The sequence below is a fragment of the Rahnella bruchi genome, from assembly GCF_003614975.1.
In the GTDB taxonomy this organism is placed as follows: domain Bacteria; phylum Pseudomonadota; class Gammaproteobacteria; order Enterobacterales; family Enterobacteriaceae; genus Rahnella; species Rahnella bruchi.
In genome coordinates this window covers 1-14,411 of the sequence record NZ_QZWI01000028.1, presented here as the reverse complement: position 1 = coordinate 14,411, position 14,411 = coordinate 1, and the positions used below count along the sequence as shown (strand labels likewise).

The 14,411-nt window shown below is 52.9% G+C and carries 15 protein-coding genes and 1 riboswitch; of the genes, 6 read left to right on the top strand and 9 right to left on the bottom strand.

Annotated features, from left to right (window positions below):
• Positions 1 to 32: 32 nt before the first annotated feature.
• From thiH to rsd, 7 genes are all read right to left on the bottom strand, one after another.
• Positions 33 to 1,211: a 2-iminoacetate synthase ThiH gene (gene thiH / locus D5398_RS24505; RefSeq protein ID WP_120509949.1), complete on the bottom strand. Its 1,179-nt coding sequence runs from the start codon at positions 1,209 to 1,211 to the stop codon at positions 33 to 35.
• Positions 1,208 to 1,987 (bottom strand): thiazole synthase, encoded by a 780-nt coding sequence (locus D5398_RS24500; RefSeq protein ID WP_120509948.1) that lies wholly within the window; start codon positions 1,985 to 1,987, stop codon positions 1,208 to 1,210. The genes thiH and D5398_RS24500 overlap by 4 nt, the downstream gene beginning before the upstream one ends.
• A 1-nt stretch (position 1,988) precedes the next feature.
• Positions 1,989 to 2,189: a sulfur carrier protein ThiS gene (gene thiS / locus D5398_RS24495; protein ID WP_120509947.1), complete on the bottom strand. Its 201-nt coding sequence runs from the start codon at positions 2,187 to 2,189 to the stop codon at positions 1,989 to 1,991.
• The gene (locus tag D5398_RS24490; RefSeq protein WP_120509946.1) at positions 2,186 to 2,935 is read right to left on the bottom strand and encodes a HesA/MoeB/ThiF family protein; all 750 of its coding nucleotides are present in this window, start codon (positions 2,933 to 2,935) and stop codon (positions 2,186 to 2,188) included. The genes thiS and D5398_RS24490 overlap by 4 nt, the downstream gene beginning before the upstream one ends.
• Positions 2,928 to 3,581, bottom strand: coding sequence for a thiamine phosphate synthase (thiE, locus tag D5398_RS24485; protein ID WP_120509945.1), 654 nt, complete (start codon positions 3,579 to 3,581; stop codon positions 2,928 to 2,930). Before thiE ends, D5398_RS24490 begins: the two co-directional genes overlap by 8 nt.
• Entirely contained in the window at positions 3,578 to 5,542 is a 1,965-nt protein-coding gene (gene thiC, locus D5398_RS24480) for a phosphomethylpyrimidine synthase ThiC (RefSeq protein ID WP_120509944.1), read from the bottom strand. Before thiC ends, thiE begins: the two co-directional genes overlap by 4 nt.
• Positions 5,543 to 5,664: 122 nt before the next feature.
• Positions 5,665 to 5,791, bottom strand: a riboswitch (TPP riboswitch).
• Positions 5,792 to 5,876: 85 nt separating this feature from the next.
• Positions 5,877 to 6,392 (bottom strand): sigma D regulator, encoded by a 516-nt coding sequence (rsd, locus tag D5398_RS24475; RefSeq protein WP_120509943.1) that lies wholly within the window; start codon positions 6,390 to 6,392, stop codon positions 5,877 to 5,879.
• Between the two features lie 98 nt (positions 6,393 to 6,490).
• Here rsd and nudC point away from each other — a divergent pair, with 98 nt between their 5' ends.
• The 6 genes from nudC (at position 6,491) to D5398_RS24445 (ending at position 10,931) form a co-directional block, all read left to right on the top strand.
• Positions 6,491 to 7,276 carry an NAD(+) diphosphatase gene (nudC, locus tag D5398_RS24470; RefSeq protein ID WP_120509942.1) on the top strand — a complete coding sequence of 262 codons (786 nt, stop codon included), beginning with the start codon at positions 6,491 to 6,493 and terminating at the stop codon, positions 7,274 to 7,276.
• 71 nt (positions 7,277 to 7,347) lie between these two features.
• Positions 7,348 to 8,412: a uroporphyrinogen decarboxylase gene (gene hemE, locus D5398_RS24465; RefSeq protein WP_120509941.1), complete on the top strand. Its 1,065-nt coding sequence runs from the start codon at positions 7,348 to 7,350 to the stop codon at positions 8,410 to 8,412.
• Between the two features lie 9 nt (positions 8,413 to 8,421).
• Complete coding sequence (gene nfi, locus D5398_RS24460) at positions 8,422 to 9,102, top strand: deoxyribonuclease V (protein ID WP_120509940.1); 681 nt, start codon at positions 8,422 to 8,424, stop codon at positions 9,100 to 9,102.
• A 70-nt stretch (positions 9,103 to 9,172) separates the two neighbouring features.
• Positions 9,173 to 9,763 (top strand): YjaG family protein, encoded by a 591-nt coding sequence (locus D5398_RS24455; protein WP_120509939.1) that lies wholly within the window; start codon positions 9,173 to 9,175, stop codon positions 9,761 to 9,763.
• A gap of 190 nt (positions 9,764 to 9,953) precedes the next feature.
• Positions 9,954 to 10,226: a nucleoid-associated protein HU-alpha gene (hupA, locus tag D5398_RS24450; protein WP_013577396.1), complete on the top strand. Its 273-nt coding sequence runs from the start codon at positions 9,954 to 9,956 to the stop codon at positions 10,224 to 10,226.
• 18 nt (positions 10,227 to 10,244) lie between these two features.
• On the top strand, positions 10,245 to 10,931 hold the full coding sequence (locus D5398_RS24445) for a DUF1481 domain-containing protein (RefSeq protein ID WP_244216842.1): 687 nt from the start codon (positions 10,245 to 10,247) through the stop codon (positions 10,929 to 10,931).
• A gap of 66 nt (positions 10,932 to 10,997) precedes the next feature.
• On the opposite strand, the gene purD is transcribed toward D5398_RS24445, so the two are convergent.
• Both purD and purH read right to left on the bottom strand, forming a co-directional pair.
• Positions 10,998 to 12,287 (bottom strand): phosphoribosylamine--glycine ligase, encoded by a 1,290-nt coding sequence (gene purD, locus D5398_RS24440; protein ID WP_120509938.1) that lies wholly within the window; start codon positions 12,285 to 12,287, stop codon positions 10,998 to 11,000.
• A 46-nt stretch (positions 12,288 to 12,333) separates the two neighbouring features.
• The gene (purH, locus tag D5398_RS24435) at positions 12,334 to 13,923 is read right to left on the bottom strand and encodes a bifunctional phosphoribosylaminoimidazolecarboxamide formyltransferase/IMP cyclohydrolase (protein WP_120509937.1); all 1,590 of its coding nucleotides are present in this window, start codon (positions 13,921 to 13,923) and stop codon (positions 12,334 to 12,336) included.
• Positions 13,924 to 14,411: the final 488 nt, after the last annotated feature.

Here is a 14,411-nt window from a genome sequence, read left to right as displayed (position 1 = left end):
CGCGGCCTGCTGGCGCGAGGAGCAAAATCACTTTATGGAATCTGCATTCCTGAGTAATTTCTGGTTTGCCATCCGGTGACATTTTCCTGCGAGACGCGCCCCAAAAAACTGTCCCAGTCTTTCCAGACCGGTTGCAGCCCGGCTTGCGTTAACGCTTCTGCGACACGTTGCGCAGAACGGTTATCGTGTGGTGCAAATTGTTCAAGCTCAGGATGATCGTCAGCATAACCACCGGGTTGTGTCTTCGATCCGGCACTGACGGTATTGATCGCCAGAGGAATGACGTGATCCCGGAAATGAGGCGATTCGCGCGTCGACAGAGAAAGTTCGACATCCGGTGCCAGTATTCTGAAGGCGCAAATCAACTGTACCAGCTGATTTTCTTCCAGCAGGGAAGCCGGTTCAATCCCTCCGGTACACGGGCGTAATCTCGGAAACGCCACCGAATAGCGGCTTTGCCAGTAAGTTTGTTGCAGGTACAACAAATGCTCCGCCACCATATAGCTGTCCGTCCGCCAGCTGCCGGAAAGTCCGAACAGCGCACCAAGGCCAATTTTATCGATTCCGGCGCGCCCGAGCCGGTCGGGTGTTTCCAGCCGCCAGTAGAAATCCTGCTTTTGCCCCCGCAGATGATGCAGTGCATAAGTTGGGGTGTGATAGGTTTCCTGATAAACCAGCACTCCGTCCAATCCCAGGGTTTTCAGCTCGGCATATTCCTCCTGCTCAAGCGGCTGAACTTCGATCATCAGTGAATCAAAATGACTTCTGATCGCGGGGAAATGACGGCGGAAATAGTCCATGCCGACCTTTCCTTTATGCTCGCCGGTGACCAGCAACAGATGTTTAAATCCCAGGGCATTCAGCGCGGTGCATTCCCGTCCGATTTCATCCTCATCCAGCGTTTTACGTTTGATTTTATTGCTCATTGAAAAGCCGCAATAAGTACATTCGTTGGCGCAAAGATTAGATAAATACAGTGGTGCGAAGAAATTCACCGTATTGCCGAATCGTTGGCGAGTGAGCTGCTGCGCCCGCTGAGCCATGGGTTCGAGATAAGGCAGGGCGGCCGGAGAAATCAATGCCATAAAATCTTCACGGTCGATTTTATTCCGGCTGAGCGCCCGTTCGACATCCCGGGATGTTTTGCTGTTGATACGCAGGGAAATGTCATCCCAGCTCAGCGTTGACCAGACATCCGTAAAGCTACTCATAACGATGCCTGTGAGGTATTAAGAAAACCGGTCAGCGGGCTGGATGCACTGGCGTGTCGTTGTCTTCCACCCAAACCACTCTGGCGGGCAATCACCCCGGCTTGCACGGCCAGCCGGAATGCGGTTGCCATCTCCACCGGATCGCCGGCGACGGCTATTGCGGTATTGACCAGCACCGCATCGGCACCCATTTCGAGCGCTTCTGCGGCCTGGCTCGGCGCGCCAATACCGGCATCAACAATGACCGGGATTCGCGCCTGTTCGATGATGATCTGCAAAAACTCGCGAGTTTGCAGACCCTGATTGGAACCGATTGGTGCACCCAGCGGCATAACTGCGGCGCAACCGGCTTCTTCCAGACGCTTGCATAAAACCGGATCCGCGCTGCAATACGGCAGTACAACAAAGCCCTGTTTCACTAGCATTTCTGCCGCTTTCAGCGTTTCAACAGCATCGGGCAGCAGATATTTCACATCCGGATGAATTTCGAGTTTCACCCAGTTTGTTCCCAGTGCTTCCCTTGCCAGTTGTGCGGCAAATACCGCTTCCTCAGCCGTTTTTGCTCCGGAAGTATTGGGTAGCAAACGGACGCCGAGCTGTTGCAGCGGAGACAAGATATCGTCTCCGCCACGGCGCAGATCGACACGTTTCATCGCCATCGTCACCAGCTGAGAGCCGGAGGCTGCCAGCGCCTGTTGCATCAGCGCCGGACTGGCGAACTTCCCGGTTCCGGTAAAAAGGTGCGATGTGAATGTGGTATCAGCAATTTTTAACATGTCAGCCTCCGGCTATCGCCTGAAAGAGCAAAATCTCATCACCGTCTTCCAGTAAATGAGCAGGCCAGTTATCACGGGGGATGATGACCTGATTTACCGCCAGTGCGCTGCCCGCAGGATTTAACGCCAGTTCGTTGAGCAGGGCCAGTAATGTCAGCGGTTGACTGAACGGGTGTGATTCTTCATTGACCAGAATGTTCACGCATGGCCTCCGCAGATGGCACAAGCTGAGGACCGCGTGAGTTGCAGCGATCGCCAGTTCTGCGTCTTACCGTCGAACAGCCTTAATTTGCCGTTCAGAACAGAAGGTAAGCCTGCCAGAATCTTCAGCGCTTCCAGTGCCTGTAATGTGCCGATGGTGCCGACAACAGGACCGAGTACCCCGGATGTACGGCAGTTACGTTGCACGGTTACCTGAGAGGGATACAAACAGGCATAACAGCCGTGAGCATACGGGGCTTCAATGACCAGAAGCTGCCCGCTGAACCCGACGGCGCTGCCGCTGATCAGGGTTTTTCCGGCATTCACGCAGGCTTTGTTGACTGCGTGCCGGGTTTCCATATTGTCGCTGCAATCTAAAACGACATCGGCCTTTGTTACTGCACAGGTCAGCGCCTCGCCCGACAGACGATCCGTGATTGCCACTGCTTCACAAAGAGGATTCAGGCGCAGCAGTTCACGCCTTGCCAGAACGGCCTTCGGCTGATCAAGGTCTGCAGTGCGGTAGAGAATTTGCCGCTGAAGATTAGTGATGTGCAGCTGATCATCATCAGCCAGAATCAGCGTGCCGACGCCCGCCGCCGCAAGATATAACGCAGCCGGAGAGCCCAGACCGCCGAGCCCGATGATCAACACTTTCGCCGCCTGTAACTTTTCCTGCGCCTGCGGTCCGAATTCTTCCAGCATCAGCTGGCGGCTGTAGCGCATAAAAGCCGCATCGTTAAGCATCTTCCGGCACCTTGCTGGCGCATAATGCCAGCAGTTCTGCCGTCGCCGCACGCCAGTCCGTTGCCTGCGTAATAGCGCTGACGACGGCAATGCTCCCGACGCCGCAATCGAGAACCGACGGCGCGCGGTCAATGCTGATCCCGCCGATAGCTACTGTCGGGAAGCTGCCGTCGAGTTGCCTGATATGTCGGGTCAGTTCTTCCAGTCCCTGCGGAGCTGAGGGCATATCTTTCGTCTGCGTCGGGAAGATATGGCCGAGGGCAATGTACGAAGGATTTACGGCGACAGCGCGCGCCATTTCAGTATCGTCATGCGTGGAAACGCCCAGGCGTAAACCTGCCTGACGGATTGCCTCAAGATCGGCAGTATCCAGATCTTCCTGACCCAGATGTACGCCATATGCCTGATGCTTTACCGCCAGACGCCAGTAATCGTTGATGAATAACCGTGCCTGATATTTTTTCCCCAGCGCGATGGCCGCGGTAATCGCCGGTTCGACGTCCTCATCAGGCAAATCTTTCACACGCAGTTGCAGCGTTTTAACGCCTGCGTCGAGCAGGCGGGCGATCCATTCCACGGTATCAACGACCGGATATAAACCGAGGTGAAAAGGAACGGCAGGAAAGGGCTGAACTGACTGATTCATTTGCTGTTCTCCGTACTGAGATTGTCGGCAGGGTGATAAAGCTCGCTGCCGCGTGAACGGAATTCGGCAGACATCTGTGCCATGCCGGATTCAACAAGTTCGATTGGCTGGGCTTTGGCTTCCAGCGCGGCGGCGTAATCGCGAACTTCCTGAGTAATTTTCATTGAGCAGAATTTCGGGCCGCACATCGAGCAGAAGTGCGCGACTTTCCCGGATTCCTGCGGCAAAGTTTCATCGTGATAGGCGCGGGCCGTGGCGGGATCCAGAGCCAGATTGAACTGGTCTTCCCAGCGGAATTCGAAACGCGCTTTTGACATGGCATTGTCGCGGATTTGCGCACCGGGATGACCCTTCGCCAAATCGGCGGCGTGCGCTGCGATTTTGTAGGTGATCAGTCCCTGCTTAACGTCTTCTTTATTCGGCAGGCCGAGATGCTCTTTCGGTGTGACGTAACACAGCATGGCGCAGCCGAACCAGCCAATCATCGCGGCACCGATACCGGAGGTGAAATGATCGTAACCCGGTGCGATATCCGTGGTCAGCGGGCCTAGGGTATAAAACGGCGCTTCGTGGCAATGTTCAAGTTCTTCAGTCATGTTGCGGCGGATCATCTGCATTGGCACATGCCCCGGCCCTTCGATCATCACCTGAACATCGTATTCCCAGGCGATTTTGGTCAGTTCGCCCAGCGTACGTAATTCGGCGAATTGTGCTTCGTCGTTGGCGTCCTGAATCGAACCCGGACGCAGGCCGTCACCCAGTGAAAGCGAAACATCGTAGGCGGCGCAGATTTCACAGATTTCGCGGAAATGCTCAAACAGGAAACTTTCACGATGATGTGACAGACACCATTTCGCCATAATTGAACCACCGCGTGACACAATTCCGGTCAGGCGTTTGGCAGTCATCGGCACGTAACGCAGCAGAACGCCAGCGTGAATGGTGAAGTAATCGACGCCTTGCTCGGCCTGTTCCAGCAACGTGTCGCGGAACATTTCCCAGTTCAGATCCTCGGCCACGCCATTCACTTTTTCCAGAGCCTGATAAATTGGCACCGTGCCGATCGGCACCGGGCTGTTACGCAGGATCCATTCGCGGGTTTCGTGGATATAGCGACCGGTGGAAAGATCCATCACGGTGTCCGCACCCCAGCGCGTCGACCATACCAGTTTCTCGACTTCTTCTTCGATGGAAGATGTCACCGCCGAGTTACCGATATTGGCGTTCACTTTCACCAGGAAATTGCGGCCGATGATCATCGGTTCTGACTCAGGATGGTTGATGTTAGCAGGAATAATCGCGCGACCGGCGGCGACTTCCTGACGGACAAACTCAGCCGTGATATTGGCGGGCAGATGTGCGCCAAAGCTTTCACCGGGATGTTGCTGGCGTAATACCTCACCACGGATCCGCTCGCGCCCCATGTTTTCACGTATGGCGATGAATTCCATTTCCGGCGTAATCATGCCTTTGCGGGCGTAATGCAGTTGCGTGACATTTTTGCCAGACATGGCTTTACGCGGGGACGGCAGGTGCTCGAAGCGGAGATGATCCAGCCCTTCGTCTGCCATCCGCTGTTGAGTAAAGCCGGAACTGACCTGCACAAGTTCTTCCGTGTCTGCCCGTTCGTTGATCCAGCGGGCGCGTAATTTCTCCAGACCGGTATGAACGTCGATTACTGCCGACGGATCGCCGTAAGGTCCGGCTGTGTCATAGACCGGGATCGCTTCGTTCTCTTCGAACTGCGGATTGTCTTTGCCGCCGCCGACCAGTGTCGGGCTGAGCTGGATTTCACGCATCGGCACGCGGATATCTTCCCGGTCAGCTTCAAGATATATACGCCGGGAGTTGGGAAAGGCTTCGCCCTGCAAACTGTCGATAAACGACTGCGCCTGCGCACGTTGTTCACGGCGATTAGAGGGTTTCTTTTCAGAAGTTACGGGTTTTTGGGTACTCGACATAGCAAATTCCTCGCAAAAAAACGTGATGGAAAATTGCTTGTCTGGAGGTTTACGGCAGGAGTAAAAATGGGCGGTGCAGCACAGGCGACCTGATACAGGCAGATGCCAGATTGCGCTGAACGCATAACATTACTCTTGTTCCCTTCGCGGGTACTAACCCGATCAGGTTCCGCGGATCCCGAATTAACGGTCTCAGCCTGGCGTAATTCTCAACAGAAAATTATGCGCTAGGCACTCCGACAAGAAGCCTCAATATAGGAGGCGTTTTTTGAAACTACAACTAAAACTACAACTAAAACCATAAACCGGCGAAGGGTTTTAGTGTGACAAATCTTTAAGCCGGTCTGGCGAGATGTTCTTCATTCGCAGGCGGTTTATCTTCGTGATGGCTGCGGTCAAACGCCAGAATAATCAATTGATCTTCCAATTGAAAACGCGCATCCAACGCTTCACCAACATCGGATAATGCATAATGAAATGCGAAAGCATTGTCATCATCAATATCATTTTCAGTGTAACTATCATGGAAAGCCATGATAGCTTCAGTATTCAGTTCAAGGGCTGGGTATATTTTTGCAGCCTGTAATTTTATCGGGCTGTTTGCGCCTTCGACTTCATCAATGACGCGCTGATACAAATGGAAATGACCGGCGGAAAGATAGTCCACCAGGTTATGGCAAAAGTTATCCAGCGCTTTTTCATTGAGAGGAGTATGTTTTTCTTTATTGGGTTTCAGGCCGACCAAAGTGCAGTAGGAAACCAGCAGCTCTTTGCGCGCGTGCAGCCATTGATCCACTAACTCATTACTGCCACCAACGCGTTGGGTCAGTCTTTCCAGACGATTTAGCATGGTTGACTCCGTGAGCGATAAAAAAGTAACCAGAAGTTACTAATATGTGAATATCTTACTCAGATTGTCAGTCCCGACGAGGTTATGCAACAACAATTATGGAATTACAGATTACTGAGCAACACAACGGCTGGTGGGTCATCAGCCAGGAAGGCAAGCTGTGGCTGCCTGAGGGCGAACTGCCGTTTGGCAGCGCCGCACAATTTTCTCTGACCGGTAAAACGGCCCGCCAGATTGGCGAATGGCAGGGTGAGCCAGTGTGGCTTGTGCGTCAGACGATGCCAAACCATATGGTTTCCGCCCGGCAGCTGCTGGATCAGGATCGCGGATTATTCCAGCTGGTCGGGCGTGGCGTGCAGCTGTCAGAGTTTTACCGTTCGCATAAGTTCTGCGGATACTGCGGGCATGAAATGCATGTCAGCAAGACCGAGTGGGCCGCACTGTGCGGGCATTGTCGTGAACGTTATTATCCGCAGATTGCACCCTGCATCATTGTGGCAATCCGCAAAGATGATGAGATCCTGCTGGCGCAACACGTCCGTCATCGTAATGGCATTCATACGGTTTTGGCTGGTTTCGTGGAAGTCGGGGAAACGCTGGAAGAAACGGTGGCCCGCGAAGTCATGGAAGAAAGTAATATCCGCGTGAAGAATGTCCGTTACGTCAGTTCCCAGCCGTGGCCATTTCCCAATTCTCTGATGATGGCGTTTATGGCCGATTACGACAGCGGCGACATTATCGCTGACCCGAAAGAGTTGCTTAGCGCCCACTGGTACCGGTTTGACCAGCTGCCACAGCTGCCTCCGCCCGGCACTATTGCCCGCCGTCTGATTGAAGACACAGTTGCGCAGTGCCGCGCAGAAAGCGAAGACGACGGCGTCTAGCGTCGGTTTTGCATGATAGAATGCTGTCAGATGATTGTCGGGCGGCCCGAATATTGAAGGAAAGAGCAAGAATGAATGAGTTGAAAAACGACCGTTACCTGCGTGCTTTGTTACGTCAGCCAGTGGACATTACACCGGTGTGGATGATGCGTCAGGCAGGTCGTTATTTGCCGGAGTATAAAGAAACCCGCGCTGAAGCCGGCGATTTTATGTCGCTGTGCAAAAATGCCGAGCTGGCCTGTGAAGTGACTTTACAGCCGCTTCGCCGCTATGCACTGGATGCTGCGATCCTGTTCTCCGACATCCTGACCATTCCTGATGCGATGGGGCTGGGGCTGTATTTCGAAGCCGGTGAAGGCCCGCGTTTTTCTTCTCCACTGACCAATCGTGCGGATGTCGAAAAGCTGCCGGTGCCCGATCCTGAAATGGAACTGGGTTACGTTATGAACGCCGTGCGTACCATCCGTAAAAACCTGAAAGGTGAAGTGCCGCTTATCGGTTTCTCCGGCAGTCCGTGGACACTGGCGACGTATATGGTCGAAGGAGGCAGCAGCAAAGCCTTTACCAAAATCAAAAAGATGATGTACGCCGATCCATCTACTTTGCACCTTTTGCTGGATAAAGTGGCCGACAGCGTCATTCTTTATCTTAATGCCCAAATTAAAGCGGGCGCGCAGTCGGTGATGATTTTTGACACCTGGGGCGGTGTGCTGACGCCTCGCGATTACCGCGAGTTCTCCCTGAACTACATGCATAAAATCGTTGATGCCCTGATACGTGAAAACGAAGGCCGCCGTGTGCCGGTCACATTGTTCACTAAAGGCGGCGGTCAGTGGCTGGAAGCAATGGCTGCGACGGGTTGTGATGCGCTGGGTCTGGACTGGACTACTGATATTGCTGAAGCGCGCCGTCGCGTAGGTGATAAAGTTGCGATTCAGGGCAACATGGATCCTTCCATGCTGTACGCCTCACCAGTGCGTATTGAACAGGAAGTGGAAACCATTTTGGCTGGTTTCGGCAAAGGTAATGGCCATGTGTTTAACCTTGGTCACGGTATCCATCAGGACGTTCCGCCAGAAAATGCGGGTGCCTTTGTCGAGGCGGTGCACAGCCTGTCCCGCCAGTATCACGAGTAATCCTGCGTTATGATCGACACGCGCGCGCTACGTGAAGAACAACGGATCCTCGCAGATCAAATAGAACTGCGGGATCCGCCTGAATTCACCACACCTACGTTGATTGCCGGTGTGGATGTCGGGTTTGAGCAGGGCGGGGAAGTCACGCGCGCGGCAGTCGCTGTTCTGCGCTACCCGACACTGGAACTGGTTGAATATCAGATAGCCCGCATTCCTACCGTGATGCCTTATATTCCCGGCTTTCTCTCCTTCCGTGAACTCCCTGCGCTGTTACAAGCCTGGCAGCAACTCACGTCGCGCCCTGACTTAGTGCTGGTCGACGGACAGGGGATCGCGCATCCGCGCCGTCTCGGCGTCGCCAGTCATTTTGGTCTGATGATTGACGTACCAACAATTGGTGTGGCGAAAAGCCGTTTATGCGGTCAGTTTTTGCCGCTGGGCGATGAACTTCACAGCCAGCAATCACTCTATGAGGGTGATGAACAGATTGGCTGGGTGTGGCGCAGCAAGCTACGCTGTAATCCATTGTTCATCTCCCCGGGCAATCGGATCAGCATGGAATCGTCGCTTTATTGGGTAGAACAGTGCATGCGACAATATCGTCTGCCGGAACCTACCCGTTGGGCGGATTCTGTGGCGTCAAACCGGGCGGCGTTTCAACGCTGGCAACGGTTGAGTGATGATCTTTAGGAATCAAGGAATAGGGATATTGATTTATTTCAGGTAAACTCCCGCGCAGAAAAGTTAACGAGATCAACTCATGTTACGTAATCCAATTCATTTACGTCTCGAAAAGCTGGAAAGCTGGCAACACGTGACGTTTATGGCGAGCTTGTGCGAACGCATGTACCCGAACTATCAGGCATTTTGTCTGGAAACCGGGTTTGGCGAAGCACAGCTTTACCGCCGTATCCTGGACTTAATCTGGGAAACGCTGGTGGTAAAAGACGCCAAGGTCAATTTTGACTCACAGCTCGAAAAACTGGAGGAAGCGGTGCCTTCTTCCGATGATTACGATCTCTACGGGGTTTATCCGGCGATTGATGCGTGTATTGCATTAGGCGAACTGATTCATTCGCGTCTGAGCGGTGAAACGCTGTCTCATGCGATTGCGGTCAGTGAGACGTCTATTCGTACTGTCGCGATGCTGGAAATGACTCAGGCCGGTAAAGAAATGACCGATGATGAGCTCAAAGTCATTCCTGCCGTGGAAGAAGAATGGGACATCCAATGGGAGATTTTTCGCCTGTTGGCTGACTGTGAAGAACGTGACCTGGAATTAATAAAAGGGTTACGTTCTGACCTGCGTGAAGCCGCTGTCAGTAACATTGGCATAAATTTAGCGCAATAAGGCAAGAAAACGTGATTTAACGCCTGATTTGTCGTGCCTTAAGGCTTCACATCCGCACCCTGTCTGGTCTACATTTGGGGTGCGTAAAAAAAGTGGCTATCGGTGCGTGTATGCAGGAGGGTGCTGTCAATCGGCATATCCGTCGCACTCGATGCTTTGCAAACGATAAACACACTGTAAAGGATAACTTATGAACAAGACTCAACTGATTGATGTAATTGCGGACAAAGCTGATCTTTCCAAAGCACAGGCCAAAGTTGCTCTTGAATCTACTCTGTCTGCTATTACCGAGTCTCTGAAAGAAGGTGATGCTGTACAATTGGTTGGTTTCGGGACTTTCAAGGTAAATCATCGTAACGAGCGTACTGGTCGTAACCCACAGACTGGTAAAGAAATCAAAATCGCAGCTGCAAACGTGCCTGCGTTCGTTTCTGGTAAAGCTCTGAAAGACGCTGTTAAGTAATTGCTTGCAGTGAAAAGAATAAGCGGAGGGGCCTTTAAGCCCCTTCAGTTTATCACCCCCAGACTGGTAGCAGGTTTACTGGTGCTCGGTCTGGTGGGTTGCAGTTCAAAAAAAGGTCCAGAGTTATTCTTTGCCAGCGGCTATGTTGCTGATCAGGGAATTAACCGGCTCTGGCGTGAAGATACCGCCAGCCACGAACCTCAAACCATTCTCAACATCTATAGCCCCTACTACGGCGGCGATACGATCATTACCCGATACGAATTCCAGCAGGGACAATTGCACCTGATAAAAGAAACCCATGCGACCAAAACAGATTTGGGCGTCATGCTGCGTTTCGACGAAGGCGGTAATGTCAGTTTTATGCAGCGACAGCTTCCTGAGCGTCGTGAAAAACTCTCGTCAGACGAAATCGAACGCTACAAATATGAAGCCTCGAAAATCCTCGACCTGAGCAATGCGCTACAGGCTGGGAACGTCCGTCTGGTACAGGCCCGCTGGCGCAAAGGTATCATAACGACTTGTGCGGGCGAACCAGTGACGCCGACACTGACCGTGCGTTCTCAGGTCTGGCTGGCGAAACGGGCCAGTCGCAGTAACGATAATCTGGGCCTGGCCTGGCTGACGGCACCGCAAGGCAACGAACTGCTGCTGGTCGCTAATGAAGATTTCTGTAAGTGGGAACCGAAAGAGTCAGACCTTTGATCCCGTTCTGATAAATGAATAGGCACGCCGAAGCGTGCCTATTTTTAATCGCGGGATAAGACGTAATTACTGATTACGTTCGCGGTCGATAGCGCGATAACCGATGTCTTTGCGGCAGAAGCTGCCTTCCCAGTGAATATCTTTTGCTAAATCATAAGCGCGTGCCTGAGCCGCTTCTACGGTTTTGCCCAACGCCGTCACACACAATACACGGCCACCATTCGTCACCACACGCTCATCCTGCAAGCGGGTTCCGGCCTGGAAGACTTTGCCATCCGGCACTTCTTCCAGCGGCAGACCGTGGATAACGTCTCCGGTTTTGTAATCGGCAGGATAGCCACCGGCAGCGAGTACGACACCCAGTGCCGGGCGCGGATCCCACTCGGATGTTTTCTCACCCAGACGACCTTCCGCACCCGCGAGGCAAAGATCCACAAGATCTGAACGCAGACGTAACATGATCGGCTGCGTTTCCGGATCGCCGAAACGGCAGTTGAACTCGATAACTTTCGGCTGGCCGTCTGCGGAGATCATCAGACCTGCATACAGGAAACCGGTGTAAGTATTGTTTTCTGACGCCATACCACGAACGGTCGGCCAGATAACCTGATCCATCACGCGCTGATGAATTTCATCGGTCACTACTGGCGCCGGGGAATACGCGCCCATCCCGCCGGTGTTAGGACCGCTGTCGCCATCACCCACACGTTTGTGATCCTGACTTGTCGCCATCGGCAACACATTAGTGCCATCAACCATCACGATGAAACTGGCTTCTTCGCCATCGAGGAATTCTTCGATAACAATGCGATGGCCTGCATCACCAAACGCATTGCCTGCGAGCATGTCGTGAACGGCGTCTTCCGCTTCCTTCAGGGTCATCGCGACGATCACACCTTTACCTGCCGCCAGACCGTCAGCCTTGATCACAATCGGCGCGCCTTTGCTGCGCAGATAGGCCAGTGCAGGTTCGATTTCGGTGAAGTTCTGATAATCAGCGCTTGGAATGTTGTGGCGAGCCAGGAAATCTTTAGTGAAGGCTTTGGAACCTTCCAGCTGCGCGGCTTCCTGCGTCGGACCAAAGATTTTCAGACCGGCAGCACGGAAAGCATCTACCACACCAATTACCAGCGGCGCTTCAGGGCCAACAATGGTCAGGCCGATATCATTACTTTTGGCGAATGCCAGCAAACCGGCGATATCCGTTGCGGCGATATCAACATTTTCCAGCAACGGCTCAAGTGCGGTACCGGCATTACCCGGTGCCACAAAGACTTTATCTGCCAGAGATGATTGCGATGCCTTCCATGCCAGTGCATGTTCACGCCCGCCGTTACCAATAATTAAAATATTCATTCGAAGACTCCGGATGAGCGGGCGCATCGCACCCGCTAAAAGAAGATTAATGACGGAAGTGGCGCATGTCGGTGAACAGCATCGCAATGCCATGTTCGTTAGCCGCGGCGATCACTTCATCGTCACGGATAGAACCGCCAGGCTGGATAACACAGGTAATGCCAACGGCTGCTGCGGCATCGATACCGTCGCGGAACGGGAAGAAAGCGTCAGAAGCCATGACAGAACCGGCGACTTCCAGACCTTCGTCGGCCGCTTTGATACCGGCAATTTTGGCGGAATAAACACGGCTCATCTGGCCAGCGCCGATACCGATGGTCATTTTGTCACGCGCATAAACGATGGCGTTGGATTTGACGAATTTTGCCACTTTCCAGCAGAACAGCGCATCTGTCAGTTCCTGCTCAGTTGGCTGGCGCTCAGACACAACGCGCAGATCGGCTGCATCAACCATGCCCAAATCGCGATCCTGAACCAGCAGGCCGCCGTTAACTCGTTTGAAGTCCAGGGCTTTCTGGCGAGCTTCCCACTGTCCGCACGTCAGCACGCGAACGTTTTGTTTGGCAGCGGTCAGTGCCAGTGCTTCGACGCTCACGGAAGGTGCGATGATGACTTCCACGAACTGACGGCTGATGATGGCTTTTGCCGTTTCGGCATCCAGTTCACGGTTGAAGGCTATAATGCCGCCAAAAGCGGAAGTCGGGTCGGTCTGATAGGCGCGCTCGTAAGCGGCCAGAATGTTGTCACCGATGGCTACGCCGCACGGGTTCGCATGTTTAACGATCACGCAGGCCGGTTCTGCAAATTCCTTCACACATTCCAGCGCGGCATCGGTATCTGCAATGTTGTTATAGGAAAGCGCCTTGCCCTGAAGCTGGGTAGAAGTGGCAACCGAAGCTTCGCTGACGTTCTCTTCTATATAGAAGGCAGCGTTCTGATGGCTGTTCTCGCCATAACGCATATCTTGTTTCTTTATATAGCTAAGATTCAGTGTGCGCGGGAACTGTCCTGAAGCAGATTCAGTATCGCCGTGGTATGCCGGAACCATCGTGCCGAAGTAGTTGGCAATCATGCCGTCGTAAGAGGCCGTGTGCTCGAAGGCCTTAATCGCCAGATTAAAACGCGTTGCCAGCGTCAGCGAGCTGCTATTGGCATCCATCTCTTCAATAATAGAAGCGTAGTCACTGCTCTTTACTACGATCGCCACATCTTTATGGTTCTTCGCCGCGGAGCGAACCATGGTCGGGCCGCCGATATCAATGTTTTCTACCGCATCTTCCAGTGAACAGTCCGGGCGCGCGACGGTTTGCGCGAACGGATAAAGGTTAACGACCACCATGTCGATTGGCGCAATAGAATGCTTTGCCATAATTTCATCATCTTTCCCGCGACGACCCAGAATGCCACCGTGAACTTTCGGGTGCAGGGTTTTGACACGTCCATCCATCATTTCCGGAAAACCGGTGTAGTCAGACACTTCAGTGACTGGCAGGCCGGCTTTAGCCAACAGGCTGGCGGTTCCGCCAGTGGAAAGTAATTCAACGCCACGCGAAGAAAGAGCCTGGGCGAATTCTACGATACCGGCTTTATCAGAAACACTGAGCAGGGCGCGGCGGATTGGACGAGATTGTTGCATGGTGGTTGTATCCTTGGCTTTGGAGTCGCAGTAAAGAGCGTTATCGGAGTTCAGTGACGGTTTTCTTCTCTTTCTCTTTATATAGAGCAAATTATAGAGAGCAATTTGCAGAAAACGTGGTGCTGAGCTCGGATAACTTCCCTCCGGCGACCGGTATTTCATTTATTACCCATAAAGGGCGGCGAAAACTGACGCGCGAAATTGTAGCGAAAACGATTGCGCGACGCTCGCAAAATTTGAGATTCCTGTGCGTCTGTGGATAAATCTGTGCAAAACACGGTATAAGCAGTGTGTTTGCTGTGTAATGCAGCAAACGGTGTTTTTTCTTAAAATTAGCCCTTGCGGCCTGCTGAGAACTCCCTATAATGCCGCTCCATCGACAGGGAACAACGTGAACAACATCACGAAGTGACCGGGTCGGAAAGATTAAAAACAGCGGCAACCGAATGAAATAAACGGTTGACACTGAATGAGGAAAGCGTAATATA

Excerpts from the sequence above, each read along its gene's own strand:
- hemE (WP_120509941.1), top strand. The coding sequence starts at position 7,348 with ATGAATGAGTTGAAAAACGACCGTTACCTGCGTGCTTTGTTACGTCAG.
- purH (WP_120509937.1), bottom strand. The coding sequence starts at position 13,923 with ATGCAACAATCTCGTCCAATCCGCCGCGCCCTGCTCAGTGTTTCTGAT.
- nudC (WP_120509942.1), top strand. The coding sequence starts at position 6,491 with ATGGAATTACAGATTACTGAGCAACACAACGGCTGGTGGGTCATCAGC.
- hupA (WP_013577396.1), top strand. The coding sequence starts at position 9,954 with ATGAACAAGACTCAACTGATTGATGTAATTGCGGACAAAGCTGATCTT.
- D5398_RS24455 (WP_120509939.1), top strand. The coding sequence starts at position 9,173 with ATGTTACGTAATCCAATTCATTTACGTCTCGAAAAGCTGGAAAGCTGG.
- thiC (WP_120509944.1), bottom strand. The coding sequence starts at position 5,542 with ATGTCGAGTACCCAAAAACCCGTAACTTCTGAAAAGAAACCCTCTAAT.
- D5398_RS24490 (WP_120509946.1), bottom strand. The coding sequence starts at position 2,935 with ATGCTTAACGATGCGGCTTTTATGCGCTACAGCCGCCAGCTGATGCTG.
- thiH (WP_120509949.1), bottom strand. The coding sequence starts at position 1,211 with ATGAGTAGCTTTACGGATGTCTGGTCAACGCTGAGCTGGGATGACATT.
- thiE (WP_120509945.1), bottom strand. The coding sequence starts at position 3,581 with ATGAATCAGTCAGTTCAGCCCTTTCCTGCCGTTCCTTTTCACCTCGGT.
- purD (WP_120509938.1), bottom strand. The coding sequence starts at position 12,287 with ATGAATATTTTAATTATTGGTAACGGCGGGCGTGAACATGCACTGGCA.
- nfi (WP_120509940.1), top strand. The coding sequence starts at position 8,422 with ATGATCGACACGCGCGCGCTACGTGAAGAACAACGGATCCTCGCAGAT.
- rsd (WP_120509943.1), bottom strand. The coding sequence starts at position 6,392 with ATGCTAAATCGTCTGGAAAGACTGACCCAACGCGTTGGTGGCAGTAAT.
- D5398_RS24500 (WP_120509948.1), bottom strand. The coding sequence starts at position 1,987 with ATGTTAAAAATTGCTGATACCACATTCACATCGCACCTTTTTACCGGA.